The sequence below is a fragment of the Ningiella algicola genome, assembly GCF_028401415.2.
GTDB lineage: Bacteria > Pseudomonadota > Gammaproteobacteria > Enterobacterales > Alteromonadaceae > Glaciecola.
This window is the reverse complement of the sequence record NZ_CP171821.2, coordinates 4078464-4105223: the sequence shown is the minus strand read 5'-3', so window position 1 is coordinate 4105223 and position 26760 is coordinate 4078464. Positions and strand designations below refer to the sequence as shown.

22 protein-coding genes and 5 tRNA genes are annotated in these 26760 nt (G+C 44.8%); 8 read left to right on the top strand and 19 right to left on the bottom strand.

Annotated features, from left to right (window positions below):
- Window positions 1-64: 64 nt before the first annotated feature.
- From PN836_RS17865 to PN836_RS17820, 10 genes are all read right to left on the bottom strand, one after another.
- The gene (locus PN836_RS17865; protein WP_395340914.1) at window positions 65-337 is read right to left on the bottom strand and encodes an HU family DNA-binding protein; all 273 of its coding nucleotides are present in this window, start codon (window positions 335-337) and stop codon (window positions 65-67) included.
- Window positions 338-604: 267 nt separating this feature from the next.
- Complete coding sequence (gene lon / locus PN836_RS17860; protein WP_395340911.1) at window positions 605-2950, bottom strand: endopeptidase La; 2346 nt, start codon at window positions 2948-2950, stop codon at window positions 605-607.
- A gap of 115 nt (window positions 2951-3065) precedes the next feature.
- Entirely contained in the window at window positions 3066-4343 is a 1278-nt protein-coding gene (clpX, locus tag PN836_RS17855; protein ID WP_395340908.1) for an ATP-dependent protease ATP-binding subunit ClpX, read from the bottom strand.
- A gap of 23 nt (window positions 4344-4366) precedes the next feature.
- Window positions 4367-4993 (bottom strand): ATP-dependent Clp endopeptidase proteolytic subunit ClpP, encoded by a 627-nt coding sequence (gene clpP, locus PN836_RS17850; RefSeq protein WP_395340905.1) that lies wholly within the window; start codon window positions 4991-4993, stop codon window positions 4367-4369.
- Between the two features lie 170 nt (window positions 4994-5163).
- Window positions 5164-6468, bottom strand: a complete 1305-nt coding sequence (gene tig / locus PN836_RS17845; protein ID WP_395340903.1) for a trigger factor — start codon at window positions 6466-6468, stop codon at window positions 5164-5166.
- Between the two features lie 704 nt (window positions 6469-7172).
- A tRNA-Pro gene (locus tag PN836_RS17840) sits at window positions 7173-7249 on the bottom strand.
- Window positions 7250-7266: 17 nt separating this feature from the next.
- A tRNA-Leu gene (locus PN836_RS17835) sits at window positions 7267-7351 on the bottom strand.
- A gap of 18 nt (window positions 7352-7369) precedes the next feature.
- A tRNA-His gene (locus PN836_RS17830) sits at window positions 7370-7445 on the bottom strand.
- A 61-nt stretch (window positions 7446-7506) separates the two neighbouring features.
- Window positions 7507-7583: transfer RNA gene (locus tag PN836_RS17825), tRNA-Arg, on the bottom strand.
- 39 nt (window positions 7584-7622) lie between these two features.
- Window positions 7623-7699: transfer RNA gene (locus tag PN836_RS17820), tRNA-Pro, on the bottom strand.
- Between the two features lie 184 nt (window positions 7700-7883).
- Between PN836_RS17820 and folD the strand changes: the two genes are divergently transcribed.
- The 5 genes from folD (at window position 7884) to PN836_RS17795 (ending at window position 12854) form a co-directional block, all read left to right on the top strand.
- A complete protein-coding gene (gene folD / locus PN836_RS17815; RefSeq protein ID WP_395340901.1) occupies window positions 7884-8786 on the top strand; it encodes a bifunctional methylenetetrahydrofolate dehydrogenase/methenyltetrahydrofolate cyclohydrolase FolD in 903 nt (300 codons plus the stop codon).
- Window positions 8749-9339 (top strand): DUF1415 domain-containing protein, encoded by a 591-nt coding sequence (locus PN836_RS17810; RefSeq protein ID WP_395340899.1) that lies wholly within the window; start codon window positions 8749-8751, stop codon window positions 9337-9339. The genes folD and PN836_RS17810 overlap by 38 nt, the downstream gene beginning before the upstream one ends.
- 191 nt (window positions 9340-9530) lie before the next feature.
- On the top strand, window positions 9531-10229 hold the full coding sequence (gene tsaA, locus PN836_RS17805) for a tRNA (N6-threonylcarbamoyladenosine(37)-N6)-methyltransferase TrmO (protein WP_395345732.1): 699 nt from the start codon (window positions 9531-9533) through the stop codon (window positions 10227-10229).
- A gap of 71 nt (window positions 10230-10300) precedes the next feature.
- Entirely contained in the window at window positions 10301-12007 is a 1707-nt protein-coding gene (locus tag PN836_RS17800) for a proline--tRNA ligase (protein WP_395340897.1), read from the top strand.
- 7 nt (window positions 12008-12014) lie between these two features.
- Window positions 12015-12854 carry an MBL fold metallo-hydrolase gene (locus PN836_RS17795; protein WP_395340894.1) on the top strand — a complete coding sequence of 280 codons (840 nt, stop codon included), beginning with the start codon at window positions 12015-12017 and terminating at the stop codon, window positions 12852-12854.
- 106 nt (window positions 12855-12960) lie between these two features.
- On the opposite strand, the gene blaOXA is transcribed toward PN836_RS17795, so the two are convergent.
- Complete coding sequence (blaOXA, locus tag PN836_RS17790; protein ID WP_395340891.1) at window positions 12961-13710, bottom strand: class D beta-lactamase; 750 nt, start codon at window positions 13708-13710, stop codon at window positions 12961-12963.
- 194 nt (window positions 13711-13904) lie between these two features.
- Complete coding sequence (locus tag PN836_RS17785; RefSeq protein ID WP_395340889.1) at window positions 13905-14246, bottom strand: VOC family protein; 342 nt, start codon at window positions 14244-14246, stop codon at window positions 13905-13907.
- 187 nt (window positions 14247-14433) lie between these two features.
- Here PN836_RS17785 and PN836_RS17780 point away from each other — a divergent pair, with 187 nt between their 5' ends.
- Window positions 14434-15486 carry a phospholipase A gene (locus PN836_RS17780; RefSeq protein ID WP_395340886.1) on the top strand — a complete coding sequence of 351 codons (1053 nt, stop codon included), beginning with the start codon at window positions 14434-14436 and terminating at the stop codon, window positions 15484-15486.
- Window positions 15487-15501: 15 nt separating this feature from the next.
- On the opposite strand, the gene guaA is transcribed toward PN836_RS17780, so the two are convergent.
- Together guaA and guaB are read right to left on the bottom strand one after the other, a co-directional pair.
- Window positions 15502-17079, bottom strand: coding sequence for a glutamine-hydrolyzing GMP synthase (gene guaA / locus PN836_RS17775; RefSeq protein ID WP_395340884.1), 1578 nt, complete (start codon window positions 17077-17079; stop codon window positions 15502-15504).
- Window positions 17080-17199: 120 nt separating this feature from the next.
- Window positions 17200-18669: an IMP dehydrogenase gene (gene guaB / locus PN836_RS17770; protein ID WP_395340881.1), complete on the bottom strand. Its 1470-nt coding sequence runs from the start codon at window positions 18667-18669 to the stop codon at window positions 17200-17202.
- Between the two features lie 106 nt (window positions 18670-18775).
- Between guaB and xseA the strand changes: the two genes are divergently transcribed.
- Both xseA and PN836_RS17760 read left to right on the top strand, forming a co-directional pair.
- Window positions 18776-20236 carry an exodeoxyribonuclease VII large subunit gene (gene xseA / locus PN836_RS17765; protein ID WP_395340879.1) on the top strand — a complete coding sequence of 487 codons (1461 nt, stop codon included), beginning with the start codon at window positions 18776-18778 and terminating at the stop codon, window positions 20234-20236.
- 291 nt (window positions 20237-20527) lie between these two features.
- Window positions 20528-21463, top strand: coding sequence for a hypothetical protein (locus PN836_RS17760; protein WP_395340876.1), 936 nt, complete (start codon window positions 20528-20530; stop codon window positions 21461-21463).
- A gap of 60 nt (window positions 21464-21523) precedes the next feature.
- On the opposite strand, the gene PN836_RS17755 is transcribed toward PN836_RS17760, so the two are convergent.
- The 5 genes from PN836_RS17755 to hisS form a co-directional block, all read right to left on the bottom strand.
- Window positions 21524-21898, bottom strand: coding sequence for a PH domain-containing protein (locus PN836_RS17755; protein WP_395340874.1), 375 nt, complete (start codon window positions 21896-21898; stop codon window positions 21524-21526).
- Between the two features lie 34 nt (window positions 21899-21932).
- Window positions 21933-23378, bottom strand: a complete 1446-nt coding sequence (der, locus tag PN836_RS17750) for a ribosome biogenesis GTPase Der (RefSeq protein WP_395340872.1) — start codon at window positions 23376-23378, stop codon at window positions 21933-21935.
- Between the two features lie 6 nt (window positions 23379-23384).
- On the bottom strand, window positions 23385-24626 hold the full coding sequence (bamB, locus tag PN836_RS17745; protein ID WP_395340869.1) for an outer membrane protein assembly factor BamB: 1242 nt from the start codon (window positions 24624-24626) through the stop codon (window positions 23385-23387).
- A gap of 55 nt (window positions 24627-24681) precedes the next feature.
- A complete protein-coding gene (locus PN836_RS17740) occupies window positions 24682-25305 on the bottom strand; it encodes a YfgM family protein (protein ID WP_395340868.1) in 624 nt (207 codons plus the stop codon).
- Window positions 25306-25463: 158 nt separating this feature from the next.
- Window positions 25464-26738 (bottom strand): histidine--tRNA ligase, encoded by a 1275-nt coding sequence (gene hisS / locus PN836_RS17735; RefSeq protein WP_395340865.1) that lies wholly within the window; start codon window positions 26736-26738, stop codon window positions 25464-25466.
- Window positions 26739-26760 lie beyond the last annotated feature (22 nt).

Here is a 26760-nt window from a genome sequence, read left to right as displayed (position 1 = left end):
AAGAGGTTTAGCCATAAAAAAAGGCGATGTAAACCATCGCCTTTCAAAATGATTAAGTAGACGTTTAGTTGCAAGCGTCTTTAAGTGCTTTACCAGCTTTGAAAGATGGTACTTTTGCAGCAGAAATTTGGATTGTTTCGCCAGTCTGTGGATTACGGCCACTTCTAGCAGCGCGCTCACGTACTGAGAATGTACCAAAACCAACTAGAGCGACTTGGTCGCCATCCTTGAGAGCAGCGGTTACAGCGTCAGTAAATGCATCTAGAGCACGTCCGGCGGCTGCTTTAGAAATGTCTGCGCTTTCAGCGACGGTGTCGATAAGTTGAGACTTGTTCACAATATGATCCCCTTCATTGTTATTATATTGCTTTTAGAAATTAACGTAAGTGGCTCACAAAGTAGCAATAAACGATCAATTGCTTGAGCCTACTGTTATTACAAAGAAACGCTTTCTATCCCTTTATATTCAAGGCTTGAAGCGCATGGGTTTAAGGTAGCACAAGTTGAGAGCATGTGAATACCCAAAATGATAAAAAAAGTAAAATTTTTCCTCTTTTTATCAAAAACTAGCAAATTTAGTGTTAAAAAATGAACAAATTTCGGGTTAAGAAGCAACTTGTACCGATTCAACAGGGTTTACCAAAGCGATATCCAAGACCTCGTCAATCCATTTTACAGGGTGGATTTCCAGGTCGGATGTCACATTTTCCGGAATTTCCTCTAAATCGCGTTCGTTCTCGTGTGGAATAATAACCGTTTTTATCCCGCCTCTGTGCGCAGCAAGCAACTTTTCTTTTAAGCCACCTATGGCAAGCACTTCCCCTCTAAGCGTAATTTCACCCGTCATGGCAACATCACACTTAACTGGATTGCCTGTTAATGATGACACTAGCGCCGTGCACATTCCAATACCCGCGCTTGGACCATCTTTTGGCGTAGCGCCCTCAGGCACGTGTATATGAATATCTCGCTTTTCATAAAAGTCTTCGTTTATTCTTAATTTTTTTGCACGCGAGCGCACCACCGTTTGCGCCGCCTTAATCGACTCTTGCATCACGTCGCCTAGTGAACCAGTAGCAGTGGCTTTACCCTTACCGGGCACGACACTGGTCTCAATCGTAAGCAAATCGCCACCGACTTCTGTCCAAGCAAGTCCTGTTACTTGTCCAACTTGGTTATTCTTATCTGCTATACCATAATCAAAGCGCTGAACGCCCAAGTAGTCTTTGAGGTTATCTTGGTTCACAAGCACTGGGGCTTTTTCTTTTTTCAACAAAATGTTCTTGACGGCCTTACGGCATATCTTTGATATTTCACGCTCTAAACTTCTTACACCCGCTTCACGCGTGTAGTAACGAATAACGCCGATAATTGCAGATTCTTCTATTTTGAGCTCTTTATCTTTCAGTCCATTGCGTGCAATTTGCTTTGCGATTAAATGGCGCTGAGCGATATTTAGCTTTTCGTCCTCGGTATATCCAGAAAGACGTATGACTTCCATTCTATCCAGAAGTGGGCCCGGAATATTCATGCTGTTGGATGTAGCAACAAACATAACGTCCGATAAATCATAGTCCACTTCTAAATAGTGGTCAGAGAAACTTGAGTTTTGCTCAGGGTCAAGCACTTCTAAAAGCGCAGACGATGGATCTCCGCGCATGTCTGATGACATCTTATCAATCTCATCAAGCAAAAATAGTGGATTTTTGACGCCGACTTTGGACATCTTTTGAATAAGCTTTCCTGGCAAAGAACCAATATATGTGCGTCTATGACCCCTTATTTCTGCCTCATCACGAACACCGCCTAAGGCCATTCTCACATACTTTCGCCCGGTCGCTTTTGCAACGGACTGACCGAGCGAGGTCTTACCAACCCCCGGTGGCCCGACCAAACACAAAATTGGACCCTTTAATTTTTTTACGCGTTGCTGAACGGCCAAATATTCAAGGATCCGTTCTTTTACCTTTTCCAGACCATAGTGATCACTATCTAATACATCCTCTGCTCTGCCCAAGTCTCTTTTGACTGGGCTGCGTTTATGCCAAGGAACAGACACTAACCAGTCAATGTAAGAGCGCACAACGGTGGCCTCTGCAGACATTGGCGACATCATTTTAAGCTTATTAAGTTCTGCTTTTGCCTTATCTTGCGCGTCATCCGGCATTTTGGCTTCGGAGATTTTTTTATTGAGCGCCTCAAATTCATCAGGCGCTTCGTCAAGTTCGCCGAGTTCTTTTTGAATAGCTTTCATCTGCTCATTTAAATAATACTCGCGCTGACTTTTTTCCATTTGCTTTTTTACGCGCGTTCGAATTTTCTTCTCAACTTGCAAGAGGTCGATTTCGCCCTCCATAAGCGCCATCAGAAATTCCAAACGCTTGGTTACGCTTCGCATTTCAAGTACTTTCTGTTTTTCAGAAAGTTTAAGTGGCATATGCGCTGCCATTGTATCAGCGAGGCGCGCAGCATCTTCTATACCATTGAGGGAAGTAAGTACTTCTGGCGGGATTTTCTTATTGAGCTTAACGTAGCCCTCGAACTGCGAAACCGCAGACCGAATTAATACCTCTTGTTCGCTGTCATCTATTTCTTCATCGTCGAGTACTTCAGCATCACCGATGAAATAAGGGTCAGTATCGGTGTATTGTAGAATTTTTCCCCGAACGCTACCTTCCACCAATACCTTAACTGTGCCGTCAGGGAGTTTGAGCAGTTGAAGAATGGTCGCAACGGTTCCTACCTCGAATACATCTTTGATTTCAGGCTCGTCAATACTGGCATCTTTTTGCGCCACCAAAAATACTTTTTTATCGTTATCCATTGCGGCCTCAAGGCACTGAATAGATTTTTCACGCCCTACAAACAAAGGAATAACCATATGTGGGTAAACCACAACATCTCTCAAGGCCAAGACTGGCATACTTCTGAGCAGAGTACTCTCTGTCATATTTCTCTCTTATTTTCTACTATGATTACTTATATGGGGATAATGTTACAAAGTTCAAAGCCAGCGTCAAAAAAAGGACCTAGAGAGGTCCTTTTTTTCATCAACAATTGGCGCTTTACTCAGATGCAGCCTTCTTGTCGTTTGTGTTTTCGTACATCAAAATCGGCTTAGATTCGCCTTTTATAACGGTTTCGTCAATAACGACTTTAGATACCTCGGGTGTCGATGGAAGGTCATACATCGTTTCAAGCAGCACCGCTTCTACAATTGAGCGCAAGCCACGCGCCCCAGTTTTTCGAGACATTGCTTTTTGCGCAATGGCGCGTAAAGCATCTTCTCTAAACTCTAACTCAGCATCTTCTATTGCAAACAGTGCACCGTATTGTTTAGTAATTGCATTTTTAGGCTCTTTTAAAATTTGAATCAGCGCATCCTCACTGAGTTCCTCTAAACTGGTGACAACTGGGAGACGACCGATAAATTCGGGGATGAGGCCGTACTTCACTAAATCCTCGGGCTCAACGTCTTTAAATAGTTGGGTCAAAGCATTATGTTCGTTGGGCGATTTCACCTCTGCACCAAATCCAATACCGGTGCCGGTCGCATTACGTTGCTCAATTATTTTATCAAGCCCAGCAAATGCGCCGCCGCAAATAAACAAAATTTTTGAAGTGTCGACTTGTAAAAACTCTTGCTGCGGGTGCTTACGACCGCCCTGTGGGGGGACTGAGGCAATGGTACCTTCAATGAGTTTTAATAAAGCTTGCTGCACCCCTTCGCCAGATACGTCGCGAGTAATAGACGGATTATCAGACTTACGCGATATTTTGTCGATTTCATCGATATACACGATGCCGCGTTGCGCTTTTTCCGGGTCGTAATCACATTTTTGCAGCAGTTTTTGAATAATATTCTCAACGTCCTCACCCACATAACCCGCTTCCGTGAGGGTGGTAGCATCTGCCATTGTGAAAGGCACATCAAGCAAACGCGCCAAAGTTTCAGCAAGCAGTGTTTTACCACTACCCGTTGGTCCTATTAACAGAATATTACTTTTACCTAGCTCAACGCCTTCATGCACATCGCCATTACGCAGACGCTTGTAGTGGTTATACACCGCTACTGCGAGCACCTTTTTTGCGTGCTCCTGACCAATAACATAATCATCAAGATGCTTATGTATTTCTGCTGGCGTTGGAAGCGCATCATTTTTTTGCTTGGGAGAAATTTCTTTAATTTCTTCACGAATAATATCGTTACACAGCTCAACACACTCGTCACATATGAAAACCGACGGTCCTGCAATCAATTTTCGAACCTCGTGTTGGCTCTTACCACAAAAAGAGCAATACAATAATTTGTTATCGCCGTCTTTGTTATGGTCATCACTCATAGTATTTGCCTTTGTCGCTATCGCTACTTTTTACCAACATCATCTCGGCTGGTGAGCACGTTATCTACTAAACCGTAGTCTACCGCATCTTGTGCACTTAAAAAGTTATCTCTATCGGTATCATGGGCGATTTTTTCATAATCTTGCCCGGTATGATCTGCATATAAACGGTTCAATCTCTCTTTGATAGACAGGATTTCCTTAGCATGTATTTCAAAATCTGATGCTTGCCCCTGAAATCCACCTAAAGGTTGATGAATCATCACCCTCGAATGCGGTAAGCAATAGCGCTTTCCTTTTGCGCCTGCTGACAATAGAAATGAGCCCATACTAGCCGCTTGTCCAATACATACAGTACTGACGTCTGGCTTGATGAAGTTCATTGTATCGTAAATGGCCATACCTGCTGTAACCGAACCACCGGGTGAATTTATGTACAAGAAGATATCTTTTTCTGGATTTTCTGCCTCCAGAAACAACATCTGCGCAACAATTAAGTTTGCCATGTGGTCTTCAACTTGCCCCACCAAAAATATCACGTTCTCTTTTAACAGGCGTGAATAGATATCGAACGAACGTTCGCCTCGAGATGTTTGCTCTACCACCATGGGAACAAGGGCGTTGCTAGGGTCAGTAATGATGTTTGTCATTTGCACTCTTATCTATATATTCTATGAAAGTTACGTATGGAAACCTGAATCAGGCGCATCGCTGTTTTACTAAAGCTAAGTATAGTACATTGAAATCTAAAAAAAATGCCCGGAACGTCCGAGCATTTAATCAGTTGATAAGCTATCAAGTCAATCACTGAGGCTTTTGATTAAGCCTTTTTGTTCATAACTTCATCAAACGATTTTTTAACTTCTTTTACTTTCGCTTGTTTTAATATGGCATCGATTGCTTGTTCTTCAAGAGCTAGATTTTGAATTTGCTGTAGCATCTCTTGATTGTTCTTGTAGTACTCAATTACTTCGCTCGGATCTTCATACGCTGAAGCCGTTTGTTCGATCAATGCGTCAACTCGTGCTTGCTCGACTTCTAGCTTGTTAGATTTAATCACTTCGCCTAACAACAAACCAACACTTACACGACGTTTTGCATTGTCTGTAAATAAATCGTTTGGCAGTTCAGGCATATTAGCCGCATTGCCCTGCTGCTCAAAACGCTGCTTAGCTTGCTCGCGAAGCGCGTTTACTTCCTGCTCAACCAACGCTGAGGGCAAGTCTAGCTCATTCGCCGCAAGTAAGGCAGAAATAACATTTTCCTTAACTTGTGTTTTTAGCGTTTGATCAAGTTCACGCTGCATGTTCTTTTTAACTTCTTCTTTGAGTGCGTCAACGCCGCCCTCTTCTACACCGAATAACTGAGCAAACTCGTCGTCAACCTTCGGTAGGTTTAAGCCTTCTACTTTGTTCACCGTAATCGCAAACTCAGCATCTTTGCCTTTAAGCGCTTCAGCATGATAATCTTCGGGAAAGGTGACCTTAGCGACCACTTCATCACCTTTTTTCGCACCCTCAAGCGGCTCTTCAAAGCCAGGGATCATTTGACCTTTGCCTAACTCGAGTGGAAAATCTTCGGCCTTACCACCGTCAAACTCTTCACCATCAATCGTGCCCACAAAGTTGATGAACACTTTATCGCCTTCTTTTGCTTTACGCTTCACTTCTTTGAATGTTGCGTGCTGTTTCTGTAAGGTCTTTATCATTTCATTAAGGTCTTTTGCCTTAATGTCAACAGTGGGTTTTTCAACCTCTATCTTATCAACACCCTTTACTTCAACTTCTGGGTAGATCTCAAAGGTAGCGGCGAATTCTAGGTCTTGACCGTCTTCATCTTTCGTCAAATCAAACGCAGGCATACCGGCAGGGTTGATTTTCTCTTGCATAATAGCTTCGTAGAAATGACGCTGCATAACGTCACCAGCAACTTCTTGCCGCACTGCAGAACCAAAACGCTTTTTAATTACGCTCACCGGCACTTTGCCAGGACGAAATCCGTTGATACGCTGCGTTTTCGCCAACTGTTGTAAACGTGCTTTTACCGCAGAATCTACCGATTCAGCAGGAACGGTAATAGTAAGACGGCGTTCTAACCCTTGAGTCGTCTCTACAGACACTTGCATTCTTCTACCTCAACTATGCGCCATGTGCGCGTTGTGAAATCTAATGTAACCCATAAGCTACTATGGCAGAGGCGATAAAAATTAAATCTAAATGAACTCAGACTCAATTACTGCGCCACTGTGATAAAAAAGGACGCCAGATTATACAGAGACCGAATGCGCGAGTCGAGGGCTTTGAGACCCTATTTCGCTATTAAATTTTGAAAGCACACAAATAAGCCGATATTCAATCCAGCTTAATGAACCCTACATCTGGTAATCGTCTGCTCCAATGCCAGCAGTGTAACCAGCTTAGTGGAAAACATAAGAACGACAAAACAAGTGAAAAAAACACCACTTGAAATTGCGCTTCAGTTTTATTTTTCGCGAAGGAATAGCACATCATCGCCATTAGCACTGCGTTCAAAAACAGCAAACCGCCGATGAGTGCGATATCGAAAAGCATGTTGAAACCTTGTTTCTATAGAAACTTAAAGACTTCGGATTGGTGATAAAGTTCAAATCGATATACTGACCATTTCACTAACACAAGATTTGCGCACACGCTCGGGCCGCTATCGAATTTAAGCATCAAACGACAAGGATGTCGTTTGTTGAGCGTCACATGGATGTGTCACAGCTTCGCTGTGAAGCGCCTTAAATTCGATAGCGGCCCGAGCGTGTGCGCAAATCTTGTGTTAATGGAAACAAAAAGATAATTTAAATGGTCGGTGAGATAGGATTCGAACCTACGACCCCTTGGACCCAAACCAAGTGCGCTACCAAGCTGCGCCACTCACCGGAGAGACTTTAAAAAGATGGTGCGGAAGGAGAGACTTGAACTCTCACGCCGTGAAGCACTGGAACCTAAATCCAGCGTGTCTACCAATTCCACCACTTCCGCAAATTTGAAAAGAAAAAATGGGGTGGACGATGGGATTTGAACCCACGACAACCGGAATCACAATCCGGGGCTCTACCAACTGAGCTACGCCCACCACTGATTTCTGTTTTTGCTTTGTCGTAGCAAATGAAAGTCGCCAGAGAATGTGCCAAAGATGGCGCGTCCGGCAGGATTCGAACCTGCGACCACCCGCTTAGAAGGCGGGTGCTCTATCCAGCTGAGCTACGGACGCTCTTCGAATCGCAATCTCTCATCGCTTACAAAGCAAAAATGGTCGGTGAGATAGGATTCGAACCTACGACCCCTTGGACCCAAACCAAGTGCGCTACCAAGCTGCGCCACTCACCGACAACGTAACGAAAATACTGCAAAAAAGGCCTTCGCTACGGGGGGCGCATATTACCGAGTTGGCACAATCTCGTCAAACGTTTTTTATCATGTTTTAAATATCCAAATGTAGCAATGACCTTTAAAACAGCATCCGTTACAATAAACACTTGTTCCTTATCATTTTTACAAAGTCAGAGAGACCATGCGAGCCCAACTCATAGATGGAAAAAAAATAGCGAAATATGTTCGACAAACGGTTGCAGCCCAAGTCGAAACACTGGCCGAAGCTAACAAGCGCCTTCCCGGGCTTGCAGTGGTTCTAGTTGGCAGCAATCCAGCTTCACAAGTTTATGTAGCGAATAAAACAAAGGCATGTGAAGAAGTTGGATTTGTCTCAAAAGAATATAAATTACCGCCCAACACCGCGCAAAGTGAATTAGAAGCATTAGTTGACGAGCTAAATCAAGATAACAGCATTGACGGGATTTTAGTGCAGTTGCCATTGCCAGCTGGCCTTGATGCCGATGAAATATTAGAACGAATTCATCCAAGCAAAGATGTTGACGGATTTCATCCTTATAATATAGGCCGCTTAGCTCAGCGCATGCCCGCGCTTCGCCCCTGTACGCCAAAGGGTATCATGACAATGATTGAGTCAACCAAAAAGCCTATTAAAGGCTTACATGCTGTCATTGTTGGCGCATCAAACATCGTTGGCCGCCCAATGGGGCTTGAGCTTTTGCTTGCAGGCTGCACGGTTACAACATGTCATAAGTTCACTAAGGATTTGGCGGAACACGTCAGACGCGCCGACTTGTTAGTGGTCGCCGTCGGCAAACCGAATTTTGTTCCCGGTGATTGGGTTAAAAAAGGTGCGATTGTCATTGATGTAGGCATCAACCGCCTTGAGGACGGTTCTCTTACAGGTGATGTTGAGTACGACGTCGCAAAAGAACGCGCTGGATGGATAACACCTGTACCAGGCGGTGTTGGCCCTATGACCGTGGCCAGCTTAATTGAAAATACGCTTGAGGCTTACGTTAAGTATCACAGTCATGTGGTCAACAATGATAAGCATAAGCAAAACCCTTCCAGTCAAGCTTAGAATTAGTATGGTGGCAATTCATATCGATTCAGTAAACAAAGCAACTTATCGATGGCTAGACAAGGTGATAATTGAAGAAAACTTTTGTCCTTTTGCCAAAGCGCCAAGGCTTAACAATAGCATTCGCCTGAAGGTAGCAGAAGAATCTGATACCGCTTTGATGTTGCAACACTTGCTAGAAGAGCTCGAATACTTAATTGTAAATAAAAACATCGAAACAAGTTTAGTGGTTTACTCTTGTGCACTGGAGGACTTCAATGACTACCTTGATTTCTTGGAATTTAGCAATGAGCTACTGTTTCGAGAAGGCTATGAGGGTATTTTTCAGCTAGCAAGCTTTCACCCCGACTACTGCTTTGAAGGCACGCCTCAAAATTGCGCAAGCAATTACACTAATCGTTCACCCTACCCCATGATACATGTCATTCGAGAAGCGAGTATTGAACGCGCTTTAACGTCCTTCTCCAAGCCGGAACGAATTCCTTTACGGAACATAGAGCATGCAAAGACACTGGGGAAATGTTTCTTTGAGAAGTATGGCAAGAATTCATAATCGCTGTGCAACGCGGTAGAGCGAATGTGCCCATTAATTGGACACAATGTTGAATATGTGACGCGTTGATGCATAGAGCTGTTTACCGACGCACTATTCGATACCCAACTGTTGTAGTCACGATATAGTTTAAACTGAAGATTTTCTATCATCAGCATATGACAAGTTTTTTTACTCTGCACGAGGACTAAATCATTCAAATTCAAGCGGTCGGCATCATCCATACGCCATTCTCACAAAAATTCGGCATCCCGCGCCAAGGGCTTGGCCTTAGCATTGCCAAAGGCCGAATCAAGTTTGAACCAACTCTCGATGCAAAGCTTGCCTGCGAGGGTTTGCTTGCATTTTCTCACTGCTGGTTGTTATTTCAATTTCATGAACATGCTGATAAGAGCTGGAGTGAACGAGTCCGTCCTCCAAGGCTAGGTGGTAATCAAAAGATCGGCGTATTTGCGACTCGCTCAAGTTTTAGACCGAACGGGATAGGTATGTCAGTCGTAAAAGTGCTGGGCTTTGAAGACAACTGTTTGGAAGTTGAAGGAGTGGATTTGCTCACGGGCACCCCCATTATCGATATCAAGCCTTATATAGCCTATTCAGATTGTATCAATGACGCTGACAGCGCTTACGCAAAAGATGCGCCCAGCGCTAGCCTTGAAGTAAAGCTTGAACCAAGTGCCGAGGCCTTGCTGCGTATCGCAGCAGCCGAGTTTGCGGACATTAAAGCGCTTGTGTTTAACGTTATCTCGCAAGATCCGCGCCCGGCTTATAAGCAACATAAACGCGATGAAAAAGCGTATTCGGTGCGTCTATATGACTATGACATTTCATTTTCTGTGGTTAACACACTGGCTACAGTGCACAAAGTCGAAAAATATACTGATAAATAGGTTTAGTCCGTTCTATAGCGCTGATAAACTCCGCTTCATATCTTTTTAATACAAAAAACGAACATTTATCTATGCGCACATCTGAATATTTACTCGCTACTCAAAAAGAAACGCCTGCCGAGGCAGAAATCATCAGTCATCAGCTCATGCTTCGAGCCGGACTTGTGCGTAAACTCGCGTCTGGTCTGTACACATGGCTGCCGACTGGCTTGCGGGTACTCAATAAAGTAGCGGCAATAGTGCGCGATGAGATGAACAAAGCGGGCGCAATAGAAATCAACATGCCGGTTGTGCAACCAGCAGACCTGTGGCAAGAGTCACAGCGTTGGGAAGAGTATGGACCTGAGCTATTGAGAATTAAAGACCGCCATCAGCGAGACTTTGTGCTTGGTCCCACTCATGAAGAAGTGATCACGACTTTGGTAAAAAACGAAGTTAGCAGCTATAAGCAGCTTCCGCTCAATTTATACCAGATTCAAACCAAGTTCCGAGACGAAGTCAGACCTCGATTTGGCATTATGCGCTCGCGCGAATTCATCATGAAAGATGCATACTCCTTCCATTTAGGTGAGCAATCGCTTGAACAAACATATCAAAGAATGCATCAAGCCTATTGCAATATTTTTGAGCACATTGGCTTGGAATACCGCCCAGTTATTGCAGATAGCGGGTCAATCGGCGGTGCGGTATCGCATGAGTTTCACGTGCTTGCTGATTCAGGTGAAGACGATATCGCGTTCAGCGATGCATCCGACTATGCCGCGAATGTCGAGCTTGCTGAAGCTATTAGCATAAATGAAAGGCCAGAACCTAAGCAAACACTCACGAAAGTCGACACACCAAATGCAAGGACGATTGCCGATGTCTCTGCGCACTTACGGGTAGATAGCACACAATGCGTAAAAACATTGATAGTGGAAGCTGTTGAGGACTCTGAGCACCCATTTGTTGCGCTCGTGCTACGGGGTGATCACCAGCTTAACGATATTAAAGCTAGCAAGCATCCCTTAGTAGCCAGTCCGTTGAAAATGGCTGATGAAGAAAAAGTAGCCGCTCAAGTAGGCTGTCAATTCGGCTCTATAGGTCCAGTGAATCTTCCTATCCCTGTGTTGGTAGATAGAAGCGCCGCAGCATGTGCCGATTTTGTTTGCGGGGCAAACGAAGATGACCTTCACTTCACAGGCGTAAACTGGGACCGGGATATAAGTGAATACGAAGTCGCTGATTTAAGAGACGTTGTCGCTGGCGACCCGTCTCCAGATGGAAAAGGCAAGTTACAAATACGCAAAGGCATTGAAGTGGGTCACATTTTCCAACTCGGAGACAAATACTCGAAAGCCATGGGCTGCGGAGTGCTCTCTGAGTCAGGCAAACATGAAATACTCAAAATGGGATGCTATGGCATTGGCGTAACGCGCATTGTTGCAGCAGCAATTGAACAAAACCATGATAAGTTTGGCATTAAATGGCCAAGCGCAATCGCGCCATTTCAAGTGGCGATCATTCCAATGAACATGCATAAATCACACAGAATTATGGAAACGGCATTAAAATTGTATGCAGACTTCCTAGCAGAAAATACTGAAGTATTATTTGACGATCGAAAAGAGCGTCCTGGTGTGATGTTTAACGACATGGAATTGATTGGTATCCCCCACAGCATTGTTATTGGGGAGCGCAACCTAGATAACCAACAAGTTGAATACAAAAACCGTCTTACCGGAGAAAAAACGCTGATTAACATCGATGAGGTCATTGCTTTTATAACCAATCAGTGAGGTAGCGGTGCAGGTTACATTTTATGGTGTGAGAGGTTCAATTCCAACGCCAGGGCCGGAGTATATGAAATACGGCGGAAATACGGCATGCGTGCATGTTGAGCTAGAAGACGGCACCGATATTGTGTTGGACGCAGGCACTGGTATTCGTGTGCTTGGGAAAAAGCTTGCCGCTAAGAAGACGCCGATTAACCTCTTGTTAAGTCACAATCACTGGGATCATATCCAAGGCTTCCCGTTTTTTATCCCAATCTATCAGCCAGGCCGTGAGATTAATATTACGCCGGGGATGACCAAGCTTGAACAACCAGAAGCCGTTGTCAAACAAATGTCAGGTTCTTACTTTCCTGTTAGCAAAGATGTGCTGGCGTCAAATATCCTGATAAAACGTATTCCTTATGACATCACTGAGTGGACATTAGGTTCCGCGACAATAAAGCGACACCCAATGAACCATCCGGGAGGCGGAAGTTGTTACACCATACAAGAAGGTGACAGCAAATTGGCGTATATCACTGATAACGAGCTCTATCCTCCGTATAAAAAAGACACGGACTTCTTAGAGTTTGTTGAGTTTGCAAAAAACGCTGACTTGCTTATTCATGACGCCCAATATGTGGTTAAAGATATGCCTGCAAAACTAGGATGGGGACATTCCGTTGCAGAAGAAGCTGTGAAACTGGCATTAGCCAGCTTTGCAAAACGACTTGCACTATATAGTCATGACCCAGAGCGCACCGACAAAGACATTGACGAAATCGTTGAAGATGCCAGTGTCATTATTGAAATAGGTGGCGCTGACGCTGAATGTTTCGGGGCGTACGAAGGACAGACACTTAAGATTTAAATATTGCGGTATTACGTTCTTCCAACGATTGAATGTTGAAGCAACATGATCCCCCTACAATATCAATAAGCTGATTGTCCACCGTGTCCATTGCTGGTGCTGAAGCTTATTTGAGGGCCTTCAGTTCTTTCAGCGCTTCAAACGTTATTTGCTTTCTGGTTTTTGAAAACTGAGACATATCTGTGTCATGCTTAGACTCAATATTGCTGGCAAAGAAGTAAACATTGCCATTTGACTCAATATAGCCCACAAACCAGGCGTTGTTCACGTCTTGAACTATTGACCAGCCTGTCTTTCCACTTATACGATATTCATCGTTGCTTTCAATTACCATCAAGCTCTTCATTATCGATTGAGTGCGTTTCGAAATGGGCAGACGCATACGATGGAAGCGCATTAGAAAATCTATTTGCTCAAATTGCGTGATCTTAGAACGACCTTGAAGCCAAAATGTATCGATATTGCTGTCGTTTATGTCCATGTTACCGTAGCCAAGTTTCTTGACGAACTGATTCATTTCTTTTTCACCGATGCGGCGAGCGACTTTTTGATAACACGGCACGCAGGAATAATGGAAGGCTTCATTAAAGCTGAGGTCTTTCTCCCAAGTTTTAAATCTTTGTGGTTCACCATCCCATTTGAATACGCTGCTTTGGTCATTTACCACGCCAGTTTCAAGGGCAATGATCGAATTTGGTATTTTGTAAGTGGACGCTGGTAATTGGCCTATACGGGACCACTCAAAATCGTTTGAATAGTATCTTTGCTTGTTTAAGTCATAGATTAATATAGCGCCTTTAACATTTGCCTTAGTCATTATTGACTGAAAGCTAGGCATATCAATGTGTAGAGGCATAGATTGCTGGCTTACCCTCTCCTGCTCGTCGCTATAAACTGAGCACGACAACAACAAAAGTGATGTGAGGACAAATATGAGGGCTTTAATATTAGTAGCAAAAACTGTCTTTCTTCCTTATGTTACGCAGCATTTAACGGCAGCATTGTTGCAGGGCTATTTTTCGTATTTGCAACACCTTTTGGTGCTTAAATTTAATCACTATGCTGATCGAACATAATGGTATTGCCATCTGGATCTTTTAATACAAAATGCGTCGGTCCTGACTCACCCTTCGTTTTCGTTTCTATTGCAACACCCTTTGTAATTAAGTTTTGCTCTATATCTCTAGCATCAGATGGATTGAAGGTCATAATGTTATGTTCAAACATATCTTGAAAAATCCCAATGAGCACAGCATCGTTTTTCATGATGAGCCATTTTTCTTCGACAGAGCCTAGCCCCTCAAGCGCTTTAAAGCCCATCTTTTCGTAAAACGATTTTGATACCTCAATATCTTTGACGCTTAGGCTGAGTGAAAATTGTCCGAGTTCCATTGGCGTATCCTCATGCTTATTTCGGCCTTATTGAGCTTCGCTGTATAATTTTGTTCGCATTTTCAAACGTTTCTTCTATCATCTTTGCTAAGTCATTCTTGTTCGGGAACAAGAAACGGCGTGGTACCAACCAAGGTATTATCGCCCACTCTAACTAGCAGAATCAGCGCTCAAAAAGGAACTTGTTATGTCAAAACGATGCTTAAAGTTAGTACTAATAGCTTATTTAAGTGTAAGCCAAAGTGTTACAAATGCAATTGAGCAGGATTTGCCGATTGAAGGGATGAACGCTCAGCAGCCTAGCAAACCTCCGCAAGAGCCGAAACCGCCTGTCGATAAGCCTGAGGAAGAAAGCCTAATTGAGCGAATTGAAGAGACAATTGAAGAAACCGTCGAGCAAAATGTGGACACTACACCTTCGTCAAAATCATTGTTGGATGACAAAGAACAAGCCGACGCTCAAGCCAATCGAAATCCTTTTGCGATCTCTCAGCATCGGCTCAATTACGTGCTGCCGATTAGCTACAATACCTCTGCCAATACCATTACGGTAGATGGACTCAATGACGCAAATGTAGATAGATACGAAGCAAAGTTTCAAATCAGCGTGCAGCTACCGCTTTATCTTCAAGGAGAAAATGGCGAAGGTAATAGCGGCGTGTTCTTTGGGTTTACCACGACCTCATTTTGGCAAGTATACAATTCAGATGTCTCCAAGCCCTTTCGTGAAACCAACTATGAGCCCGAAGTGTTTTATCAGTGGGCACCCAACTGGGATGTATTTGGCCTTCGCTTTAACGGCGCACAAATTGGCTTCAATCACATGTCCAATGGTCAAGACCAATTAAAGTCGCGAAGCTGGAATAGAATTGTCGCAACAGCGCTGTTTAGTAGCGAAGACGCAGCTTATTATTTAAAAACTTGGTATCGCCTACCCGAAGACGCCAAAACCGATCCACTCGACCCAACCGGTGATGATAACCCTGACATACTAGACTTTTATGGGCGAGTAGAAATTGGCTTCGTTTATAAACTAGGGGATGTAGAGCTTTTTGCAAAAGTCCGTAACAACTTATCATTTGACGACAACAGAAGCGGGATAGAGCTTAACTTCTCCTATCCCATCACTGAAAGATACGACTTTATGCTCCAGTACTTCAACGGTTACGGTGACTCATTAATTGACTATAACCGACACCTGCAGCGCGTAAGCGCAGGGATAAAGCTTCGATTCTTGTAATCAAGCTGAATCAGGTTATTCCCATTCTATGGTGGCTGGCGGTTTACCTGAAATGTCGTAGACAACACGAGAAATACCGTCAACTTCATTGATGATGCGATTGGACACCTTCCCTAAGAAATCATAAGGCAAGTGCGCCCAGCGAGCGGTCATAAAATCAATGGTTTCGACTGCTCGAAGGGATACTACCCAGTCGTATTTTCTCATGTCACCCATCACGCCTACTGACCTGACAGGCAAAAAGACGGTAAAGGCCTGACTGACTTTGTGATAAAGGTCAGCGCCATGCAGCTCCTCAATAAATATCGCGTCAGCTCTGCGCAGCAGATCGCAGTATTCCTTTTTTATGTCTCCAAGTACGCGCACACCTAAGCCAGGGCCCGGGAAAGGATGTCGATACAACATATCGTAGGGCAATCCAAGCTCTAAACCAATTTTTCGCACTTCGTCTTTAAATAGCTCTCTTAAGGGCTCCACCAAGCTCATCTTCATGTTTTCGGGTAAACCGCCCACATTGTGGTGAGACTTGATTACGTGAGCTTTACCTGTGGCAGATCCAGCAGACTCAATCACGTCAGGATATATCGTACCTTGTGCAAGCCATTTTGCGTTCGTCAGCTTTTGTGACTCTTCATCAAAGACATACACAAACTGATTGCCAATGATTTTGCGTTTTTTCTCGGGATCGGTCTCGCCGGAAAGTGCATCCAAAAAGCGCTGTTCGGCATCTATTTTAATGATATTAAGTCCAAAGTGATCGCCAAACATTTCCATGACCTGCGTGCCTTCGTTAAGGCGCAGTAAACCGTTGTCAACAAATACACAGGTAAGTTGTTTGCCAATGGCCTGATGCAAAAGCATCGCCGTTACCGATGAATCCACACCACCCGATAAGCCTAGTATCACTTCGTCACTGCCGACCTGAGCTTTAATACGTTCGATCGCATCTTCGATGATTGCGCCGGCCGTCCATAATCGCTCGCAGCCACATATTTGCATCACAAAATGCTCCAACACACGCAAGCCTTGCTTGGTATGCGTCACTTCCGGATGAAATTGAACGCCGTAAAAATGTTTATCTGTATTTGCCATTGCAGCATGCGGGCAATTAGGCGTTTGCGCAATCGTTTCAAATCCAGTGGGAACTTGCGCCACCTTATCTCCATGACTCATCCACACGTCTAGCAGCGCATTGCCATTAGCACCAATTTCATCTTCAATTTTGTCAAATAGTTGAGTTGTCTTGAGTAGCTCGACCTGCGCATAGCCAAACTCCCTAAGATCAGAGCCTTGTACTTTTCCACCCAACTGATGCGCCATCACTTGCATGCCGTAGCAAATCCCCAGCACGGGGACACCTGCGTTAAACACATACTGCGGCGCGCGCGGTGAATTTGCTTCAGGCACTGACTCGGGTCCACCCGATAGAATAATACCGTCGGGCGCAAACTCACGAATTTGCTTTTCGCTTACATCCCACGCCCATAGCTCACAGTAGACGCCTATTTCTCTTACCCTACGGGCGATGAGCTGAGTGTATTGCGAGCCAAAATCAAGAATGAGGATCTTCTGGCTATGGATATTTGCCGACATGCGTGTTCCTAAAATGTAAGTGATAGTTTGCTGCTGATTGAACGCTTTCAGATAGACAACAAGTTAATGACATCAATAGACCTAATCATATCAACATAAGTCAAGCGAAGCGCCGATGTTTTAACCCAAGCGATAGTTGGGTGCTTCTTTTGTAATGCTCACGTCATGCACATGTGATTCACCCATACCGGCAGAGGTCACTTTGACAAATTTCGCCTTTGTGCGCATTTCATCAATAGTTGCACATCCGGTTAAGCCCATTGCTGAGCGCAGCCCGCCAAGCTGTTGATGGATAATGTTAGCAATTGGCCCTTTATAGGCCACTCGACCTTCAATACCCTCTGGTACTAACTTTTCTGCGTTATTGCTATCTTGAAAATAACGGTCAGATGAGCCATGACTTTGATTCATCGCACCAAGCGAGCCCATGCCACGATAAGACTTGTAGTAACGACCTTGATACAGCTCTACTTCGCCCGGCGCCTCTTCCGTTCCTGCTAGCATACTGCCAACCATGACTGAACTTGCACCTGCTGCAAGCGCTTTAGCAATATCACCTGAAAAACGAATCCCGCCGTCTGCAATAATGGGGATACCTTCTGATTCGACTGCAGAAACCGCATCCGCAATGGCGGTAATCTGCGGCACACCACAGCCCGTTACAATTCGCGTTGTACAAATTGAGCCCGGGCCTATCCCGACTTTTACGGCATCTACGCCAGCAGCAGCAAGCGCTGCTGCCCCCTCAGCAGTGGCTACGTTTCCAGCTATCAACTGTAAGTTAGGATATGCTTGCCTAACGGCTTTTACGCGCTCAATCACGCCCTGTGAGTGTCCGTGCGACGTATCAATTAGTAGTACGTCCACACCAGCATCTACCAAAAGCTTGATGCGCTCGTCGGTGCCTGCGCCTACGCCAACCGCCGCGCCAACACGCAAGCTGCCTTGTGCATCTTTGCATGCATTGGGTTTGTTTTTAGCTTTTTGGAAGTCTTTTACCGTGATAAGTCCCGTCAGCTTGAAGGCATCGTCCACCACGAGAATTTTCTCAATTCGATGCTCGTGCATTAAATGCATCACTTCGTCGGGGCTTGCATCAGTAGTAACCGTAACTAACTTGTCTTTGGGCGTCATAACTTTGCTAACAGGCTCTTCAAGTCGATTTTCGAAACGCAAATCGCGACCTGTCACTAAACCAATTAAATTGTTGTCTTTATCGATAACCGGAAATCCGCTGTAACCCAGCTTTTTGCTAAGTGCTTTGGTATCCCCAATAGTGGCATCTTTAGAGACCGTCACGGGGTCTTGAACAACACCGCTTTCGTACTTTTTCACGCGCAGTACATGCTCTGCTTGAGCCTCAGCCGTCATATTTTTGTGTATAAAGCCTATTCCGCCTTCTTGAGCAAGTGCAATTGCAAGTGGCGCCTCTGTTACCGTGTCCATAGCAGCAGACATCAAGGGCATATTTAAAGTGATGCCTTTGCTAAGTTTAGTCGAAAGTGATGCGGTGTGAGGGAGCACATTTGAGTGCCCGGGCACCAATAGTACGTCGTCGAAGGTGAGTGCTTCTTTTTCGATGCGCAACATGCAATTTTTCCTGTTTTGGGAGGAGCTTAATTGCGACGTAATTGTAGTGTTTTTTTATAGGCGGGTAAACTACAATCAAGAATTATTATTCAGGAAAATCATGCTTATGTTCGCTACCTCAAGTCAAGTGAGTATTTTAACCGTCAGCAAGCTTAACCGTTTCGCCAAACGGGTGCTTGAGAGCGAGATTGGTTTAGTGTGGGTAAGTGGTGAAATCAGTAACTTCGTGGCGGCTAGCTCGGGGCATTGGTACTTCACACTAAAAGACAGTCAAGCACAAGTCAAAACAGCGATGTTTAAGGGCGCTAACCAACGCTGCAGCTTTCGGCCAAAAGCAGGCGATAAGGTGGTCGTTCGAGCCAATATCAGCCTTTACGAAGCACGCGGCGACTATCAGCTCATTGCTCAACATCTTGAACCAGAAGGAATTGGACAACTTAAGCAAGCGTATGAGGCGCTAAAACTTGCTTTAAAAGAAGAAGGTTTATTTGAACAGGCTCATAAGCAGTCTATTCCACCACACATTACCAAGCTTGGCGTTATCAGTTCTCCTACTGGTGCAGCAATTCACGACATTCTGCACGTGCTTGCGCGCAGAAATCCAGCCATAGAAGTGATTATTTATCCCTCTATGGTGCAAGGAGAGCAAGCAGCGAAAACCATCGTAGAGCAAATTCGCATCGCTAATGTACGCAATGAAGTGGATGCATTAATTGTCGGTCGCGGTGGTGGCTCGCTTGAAGACTTATGGCCGTTTAATGAACAGAGCGTTGCCCGCGCCATATATGACTCCAAGCTTCCGATTGTTTCAGCAGTAGGTCATGAGGTGGATGTCACTATCGCAGATTTTGTGGCTGACATGCGCTGCCCTACTCCAAGTGCGGCGGCCGAAACCATTAGCACTGACAGTCAGGAGTTAAAGCGCAGCATCGAAAAACTGCGTCAAAGCTTGCACAATGCTGTACGTCAAAGGCTATTACAAAACGAACAGCGTCTTGATATTGCAGTGGCTAAGGCCGACGGCATAAGCCCTGCCCGAATGCTTGAAAAACAGGCCTTGAAACTTCGCAATATAACGCAGCGCCTTGAACAGAGCCATCCAGAGCGTGCCATTGAACAATCATTGCGGCGAAACGCTGAGCTTAGTACGCGTTTGAGTAGGTCCATGGAAGCATCTATAAGCTCGGCAAGTGTGTTACATCGGAACATAAGTGCTCGCTTATCAAGGCTTGAACCGAGCAGCAAAATCGCTGAATTAAAACAGCGCCAAGGTGCTCTCCTTACTTCGCTTATCCGTTATCAGAATGAGTTGCTAGAGAGCAAAAGCCAACAGTTGGCAGCTCAATCTTCCTTGCTTAATTCAGTTAGCCCGCTTGCGACGCTTTCGCGCGGCTATAGCATCACTTACAAGGAAGTAGAGCAAACTCAAGCGAGTACTACTGAGTCAAACGAAATTGTGCGCCACGTGTCACAGCTATCTCAAGGTGATACCTTGGTGACTAAGATCCAAGATGGCGAACTGCGTTCACAAGTACTCGAAGTGATGAAAACGGAGGCAAAAAGCTAAGACATTGAAATAGTTAAAATTGTAAAGATTGTGTGAAAATGCTGCAAATGCTAAGATCTTCAAAGCTTTGAAAAGAGCGCTCAGGAACATAAACGCAATCATTTCGGCTAAGTGCTTTCACTTAGAAGAATATTACAGTGGACGTAGTACATTATGTTGTTTACTCAGTTATCATTTCGAATTTTATTCTCTATTGCCTGCTGTCTCGCCTTAAGCATTAATAGCTTTTTTGCGCTATCAAATACGCCTTTACACAAAAATACTTATAATTGGCCAATCTATGCCGCGCAATTGAGCCAGCTAACCATCAACGAGTGCAAAACCCGCCGCTGCGATTTGAATGTGTTTACCTCAGAATCGCTTGCACATTATTTTTCTGAACACGCGCTTGGTCAAGAGTTGATCGACGCCTTTTCTCTTTCAGACTATGAATTGTTGATCAGTAGCGCCGTGAAGCATGAGCCCAATGGCGAAAAAGATCCCGTATTAATACTAGAGCTAACAACTAGCTGGCGCGGCGTTATTATCGACGATATGACCGTAGAAGCGCACGTTGGTGAGAAAGTTGACGGGTTAAACGAGGCCTTGCAGGCTTCCATCGACCAATGGATAGAGCGGGCACAAACGGAAGAAGTATTTTCAGCCCAGCGTATATATAACAGTATTGGCGCAAGCGACTATCTAACCCAGATGCATCTACCTGAACATATGGGCGACTTCCACCTACTAGAGACCGCGCTGTTTCACGATCCGATCCAAGGAAGTATCACTCGCTACGTCCATCCAGAATTTGCCGATGCGGTGGTAGATATATCAGTATATCCCGTTTCCCCTTTTGTTCATGATGAGGACGCCAAGAACACAAGTGCTGCTCACGGGTTTGATAATGAGGACATGAATTTGCTGCGCTCTGAAATGACTTTAGAAAGGGATGAAATAAAAAGACTTATCGATGAGGCAGAGCTGACCGATTTTGTGATTTCTGATATTGAAACAACACGCTTTGCTGCAAAGGACAAGTCGATAGACGGCATCGCTATGGAAGTTGCCTTACAAACCCAAATCGACCCTATTTACTCTACGCAAATACTGCTTAAACAACACGATAAATTCGTCAAAGTTACTGGCAATATACCCAAGCAAATGATGTTGGCTCTGGTTGAGCAGTCAATCACTGAAATAGCCGTGCCGCTTGAATCAGATTTTATGCAATCCATGCGGCGCTAACGTTTTTCTAACTAAGCTCAACTTGGCGCTGTGGCTTATCCCAAGTTGAGCTTAGTTAGTTTACGCAAATATCGCATTCGCTAAAGACTTTTGCATGTCAGCGGCGTGGCGAGCCGCAATTTCTAACTCGATAGGTTCGTCGCGTCCTGATGTCCAAACTTTCAACTCGCAGTCCGTATCAAATCGCCCTGCGGTTTGAATGTTAAAGGTAGTGATAGACTTAAACGGAATACTAAGATAATCAACTTTTCTGCCAGTCACGCCTTGTTTATCAATAAAGATAAGTCGTTTCGAGGTAAAAACGCTTAAGTCTCGTACCATTTTATATGCTTTCACCACACTTTCGTTGTCAGCCAATATTGGCGACAGCTCTTGTGCGACTTCGTCTGCATCAACCTCACTCGCGTTGCCCATTACTGCATCGAACAGTCCCATACATTAACTCCCAGTTAAGTGGTTATGACGAATACTACTTTTTCTTATTATGAAATCCAATCAGGCGTTTGCGTTTGCGTTGCTGGGCAAGTGTTAATTGATTCTTTTTACCCTCGAACGGGTTGGCACCCTCGCGAAACTCAATCTTTATCGGCGTACCCATTATTTTAAGGGCTTTTCGATAATAGTTCATTAAATATCGCTTGTAAGAGTCTGCTAAGTCATTTACCTGATTGCCGTGAATAACAATCACAGGCGGGTTGTATCCACCGGCGTGAGCATACTTCATTTTCACGCGGCGACCTCTCACCAGAGGTGGTTGGTGGTCTACTTGCGCCATTTCCATGATTTCAGTAAGCATTGCGGTATTAACACGTGCGGTGGCACTTGCATATGCCTCTTGTACCGATTCAAATAAATGCCCCACACCGGTGCCATGAAGCGCTGAAATAAAGTGCAAACGCGCAAAATCCACAAAACCAAGGCGTCTGTCTAGTTCGCGCTTGATTTCATCTTTTACATCACTATCTAGGTTATCCCACTTATTCACTGCCAACACTAATGAACGTCCAGCATTTAACACAAAGCCTAATAAACTGAGGTCTTGGTCAGATATCCCTTCTCTTGCATCAATTACTAATAAAACAACATTCGCTTCTTCGATGGCCTGCAAGGTTTTTACGATAGAGAATTTTTCAACCGCTTCACTGACCTTTTTGCGTTTACGCACCCCTGCAGTATCGATAAGAATGTACTCTCGTTCGTCTCGCTGCATGGGAATAAAAATACTATCACGCGTGGTGCCTGGCTCGTCATACACCACCACTCTATCTTCGCCGAGAATGCGATTGGTTAAGGTAGACTTGCCCACGTTAGGTTTGCCAACAATGGCAAGTTTGATAGGAAGATTTTGCAAACGCTCTAACTTTGCTTGAGCGTCTTCCTCAGCTAACACTTCTTGAGCCCGTACCTGCATATCCGGAAATTTGCTTTCAATAGGGTCGAGCACTCGGTCGAGTAAATGGGCAACGCCTCTACCCTGAGATGCAGCAATCTGAAACAGACTTTCAAAGCCCATCGCATAAAAATCGGCGCTTTCGCTGTCACCGTCGATTCCATCTACCTTATTGGCAACAACATGAATCGTTTTATTTTGTTTGCGAAGATGGTTGGCAATGCCCGTATCGGCTGGGGTAAGGCCCGCACGTGCGTCCACCATAAATAGCACCACATCCGCTTCATCTATGGCGAGCAAAGACTGCTCAGCCATGGCCGCGTCTATACCTTGTTCATCACCGGTAATACCGCCGGTGTCAACTACTATAAATTGTCGACCTTCGTATTTAGCTTGACCATATTTTCTATCGCGCGTTAGACCAGGAAAGTCGGCGACCAGAGCATCACGGGTGTGCGTAAAGCGATTAAAAAGCGTGGATTTTCCTACATTAGGCCGCCCAACCAGGGCAATGACTGGAAGCATGGCAAGTTATTCGGGGGTAGAAATCAAGTTGATTTCACCGTCGCGAGTCTGCACCACTAAAAGGCCAGATTGATAAACTGGAGATATATAGATGCCCTCATCTTCATCGTCATCTCCTACTTCCATGCGCGACACATATTCACCCTCGTCTTGGGTAAACCAGTGCAAGAACCCGAACTTATCACCTACGACAACATATTCACCTACCGGAGTTGCGCCAGTGAGGTTACGCCGTCTCAGGGAACTATTAGACCAAAGCTCAACACCATTGCGTCGGTCAATGGCATAAACGGTTGAGTTGTTATCAGTCACGAACAATCGATTTCCAAATATGCTGACGTCTCGAAAAGAAGCATACTCGCGCGTCCAAACAGGCTGCCCGGTACGAAGTTCAACCGCAGACAATGAACCACCGTAGCTAACTACGTAAACCGTTCCGCCAAATACTAGGGGCTTACTATCTATATCAACAATTCGCTCTAGCTCAGTGGCGCCTGCGGGTTTTGCAATAACCTGCTCCCAAGCGGTAAGTCCGCTATCTAAGATACTCACTTGCAAACGCCCACTTGCCAAACCAACAATTGCACCTCCGTTTGCAGCGGCAGGTGCTGAAATCCCGCGAAGGGTTAAGGGAGGAACATCTGATTCATTTTGCCACTTGACTTCGCCTGTTTTCGCATCTAAACCGAGCAAAATTCCGGCGACAGTGTTTACGACAACAACATTACTATCAACGGCTGGAGCGGCAACAACTTCGCTGGGGACATTGGTACGCCAGAGAATTTCACCATCTTCTTGGTTAATGGCGATGACTTCGCCATTCTCAGAGCCTACATACAGAGAACTACCGGCGAGCGTAATACCGCCTGAAATTTTGGCAGACACTCTTCCTGCAAATAGGCCATACATATTGCCAATCGAGCTTTCTTTACTCGGCATGCTTATATCAATTTCCCAAATTTCGTCACCGTCTTCTGGAGAGAGTGCCACGATAGTACCTTCGCGATCTGCTGCAAAGATTTTACCATTCCCGATTGCCGGACTTAAGCGTGAAAAGTAATTTTCGACCCCATCACCAACATCAGTATCCCAGACTACTTCGGTGCTGAAGCTCTGCGTGATCTCGGGTAACTGGCGTATTTCAATTTCTTCTTCGTCTTTAAACCAGTTTGATACGGTTGTGCATGCCCCTAAAAAGAAAACGCTACAAATGAGAAGAGAAAAGCGGACTGCGCTACTTTTATTCACAAAGCTTTTTTCCACTAAGTTCTTGTTCAATAAGTTCTTATTCACTAATTAGGGCTCACTGCACTGCTTGCGTTTTTGCATACGCAATATTATCGATTTTCATTTTGATCGATTGATCGTTAGGAAGTTCCGCTAGCGCAAGATTATAAGCAGATTTCGCCTCATCAAATTTACCTTGGGCGTATAAGAGGTCGCCTTTCAGTTCGTTGACTTGATCAGCGAATGCGTCTGATAAAACGCTATCCAGTGTGCTTAAACCGGCTTCATATTCAGATAGTTGAAGCTGTACCTTAGCCAAACGCAGTTTTGCCACATCCGCAATTTCATCGTTCCCAGCAGCCGCTTTGCTCAAATGTGTCTTCGCGCTTGCGTAGTCTTCGTCCTGCACAGCCTTTTGTGCAACAATCAACGATGCAAGGGGCGCGTAGCCGGTATCCTCAAATTCCGATGCAAAACTCGATAGTGCGCTTGCGTCTTCGCTCTCAATGAAGCTTTCAAGGTTTGACTGATATGCACTGGATGCCGTTTCTTTTGATGAGATGACACTGTCATTGTAATAGCGCCATCCAAATAGACTGCCTAAACCGATGACCACGCCCACAATGATAATGGTGCCATTCTCTTTCCAAAACCGTTTGATGGCTTCAATTTGTTGTTCTTCAGTCTCAAAGCGTTCCATTTTATCCTCTAAGCAATTCTTTTAACTATATGTCTAGTGCTTGTGCGCCATCTTTGCATAAGCTTACGCTGACGCTTATACGCCAAAACGTAGGGCACAAAAAATTTCGCGAAAGTATATACTATTTCGACGATGCGATCTCGCCAAAATACGTATCTTTAGGCTATCTTCGACAGCAACTCTATCAGCCCTTGTCTATCAATATCTTGCTGGGCAGTGTTATCGCGAAGATGTTTAACTCCAACACGATTATTTTCGACTTCATGCTCTCCAAGGATGAGTGCAAACTGTGCGCCGCTTGCGTCTGCTTTTTTAAGCTGTTTCTTCATGTTTCCTGCACCACAATGAAGCTGTACACGCAATGTTGCAAGCGAATCACGAATTTCTTCAGCCAGTGCCAAGGCCATTAATTGCGCCTGCTCACCCATGCAGCAAATATAGACATCGGTAATGACTTCAAATGCCTTTTGGTCTTGGCTTGCCTCTATCAGTAAGACTAAACGCTCTAATCCCATGGCAAAACCGACTGCCGGGCTTGCCTTACCGCCTAATTGCTCTACTAAGCCGTCGTATCGTCCGCCGGCGCATATTGTTCCTTGTGCACCCAATAAATCAGTGACCCATTCAAATACGGTATAGTTGTAATAGTCTAAGCCTCGAACCAACGACGGGTTCACCGTATAATTCACGCCCACGTAATCGAGCATTTTGCAAAGCGATGAAAAATGCGCCTCAGAAGTCTCATCCAGATGATCAATCAGCCGCGGGGCATCTGCTATCAATGCTTGTGTTTTAGGATGTTTGCTATCCAATATACGCAGTGGATTGCTGCGTAAGCGTCGTTGCGAATCTTCATCTAACTCACTTTCGATAGTTTCTAGAAACGACGTAAGTTTATCTTTGTATGCAGCGCGCGCTTCATTGCTGCCAAGTGAATTTATTTGTAGGGAAACTTTATCTTCTATACCAAAGGCTTTCCACAGTCTTGCGCCCATCAATATCATCTCGACATCAATATCAGGCCCTGAAAAACCATAGGCTTCGGCACCAAATTGGTGAAACTGTCGATATCGCCCTTTTTGAGGTCGCTCATGCCTGAACATTGGCCCCATGTACCAGAGGCGCTGTTGCTGATTGTAGAGTAAGCCGTGCTGATTACCTGCTCTTACTGCACAGGCCGTGCCTTCAGGGCGAAGCGTAAGACTGTCACCATTGCGATCTTCAAAGGTATACATTTCCTTCTCAACAATGTCGGTCACCTCTCCAATGGAGCGCTTAAAAAGCTCAGTGCTTTCAACAATGGGAGTACGAAGCTCTCTATAGTGATAGCTTTTAGTTAAATCGCGGATGTGTTGCTCAACAACTTGCCATGTCCCACTTTGGTCAGGAAGACAGTCGTTCATGCCTCGAATAGCTTGAATCGTTTTTGCCACTGGATACTCGTTTTACAGTTAA

Bases quoted from the DNA above. Each gene is read 5' to 3' on its own strand.
- blaOXA (WP_395340891.1), bottom strand. From the start codon at position 13,710: ATGCCTCTACACATTGATATGCCTAGCTTTCAGTCAATAATGACTAAG.
- clpX (WP_395340908.1), bottom strand. From the start codon at position 4,343: ATGAGTGATGACCATAACAAAGACGGCGATAACAAATTATTGTATTGC.
- tig (WP_395340903.1), bottom strand. From the start codon at position 6,468: ATGCAAGTGTCTGTAGAGACGACTCAAGGGTTAGAACGCCGTCTTACT.
- clpP (WP_395340905.1), bottom strand. From the start codon at position 4,993: ATGACAAACATCATTACTGACCCTAGCAACGCCCTTGTTCCCATGGTG.
- PN836_RS17780 (WP_395340886.1), top strand. From the start codon at position 14,434: ATGTCAAAACGATGCTTAAAGTTAGTACTAATAGCTTATTTAAGTGTA.
- PN836_RS17800 (WP_395340897.1), top strand. From the start codon at position 10,301: ATGCGCACATCTGAATATTTACTCGCTACTCAAAAAGAAACGCCTGCC.
- PN836_RS17755 (WP_395340874.1), bottom strand. From the start codon at position 21,898: ATGGGACTGTTCGATGCAGTAATGGGCAACGCGAGTGAGGTTGATGCA.
- guaB (WP_395340881.1), bottom strand. From the start codon at position 18,669: ATGTTGCGCATCGAAAAAGAAGCACTCACCTTCGACGACGTACTATTG.
- PN836_RS17740 (WP_395340868.1), bottom strand. From the start codon at position 25,305: ATGGAACGCTTTGAGACTGAAGAACAACAAATTGAAGCCATCAAACGG.
- guaA (WP_395340884.1), bottom strand. From the start codon at position 17,079: ATGTCGGCAAATATCCATAGCCAGAAGATCCTCATTCTTGATTTTGGC.
- xseA (WP_395340879.1), top strand. From the start codon at position 18,776: ATGTTCGCTACCTCAAGTCAAGTGAGTATTTTAACCGTCAGCAAGCTT.
- PN836_RS17785 (WP_395340889.1), bottom strand. From the start codon at position 14,246: ATGGAACTCGGACAATTTTCACTCAGCCTAAGCGTCAAAGATATTGAG.
- PN836_RS17810 (WP_395340899.1), top strand. From the start codon at position 8,749: ATGATAAGCATAAGCAAAACCCTTCCAGTCAAGCTTAGAATTAGTATG.
- der (WP_395340872.1), bottom strand. From the start codon at position 23,378: ATGCTTCCAGTCATTGCCCTGGTTGGGCGGCCTAATGTAGGAAAATCC.
- lon (WP_395340911.1), bottom strand. From the start codon at position 2,950: ATGACAGAGAGTACTCTGCTCAGAAGTATGCCAGTCTTGGCCTTGAGA.
- folD (WP_395340901.1), top strand. From the start codon at position 7,884: ATGCGAGCCCAACTCATAGATGGAAAAAAAATAGCGAAATATGTTCGA.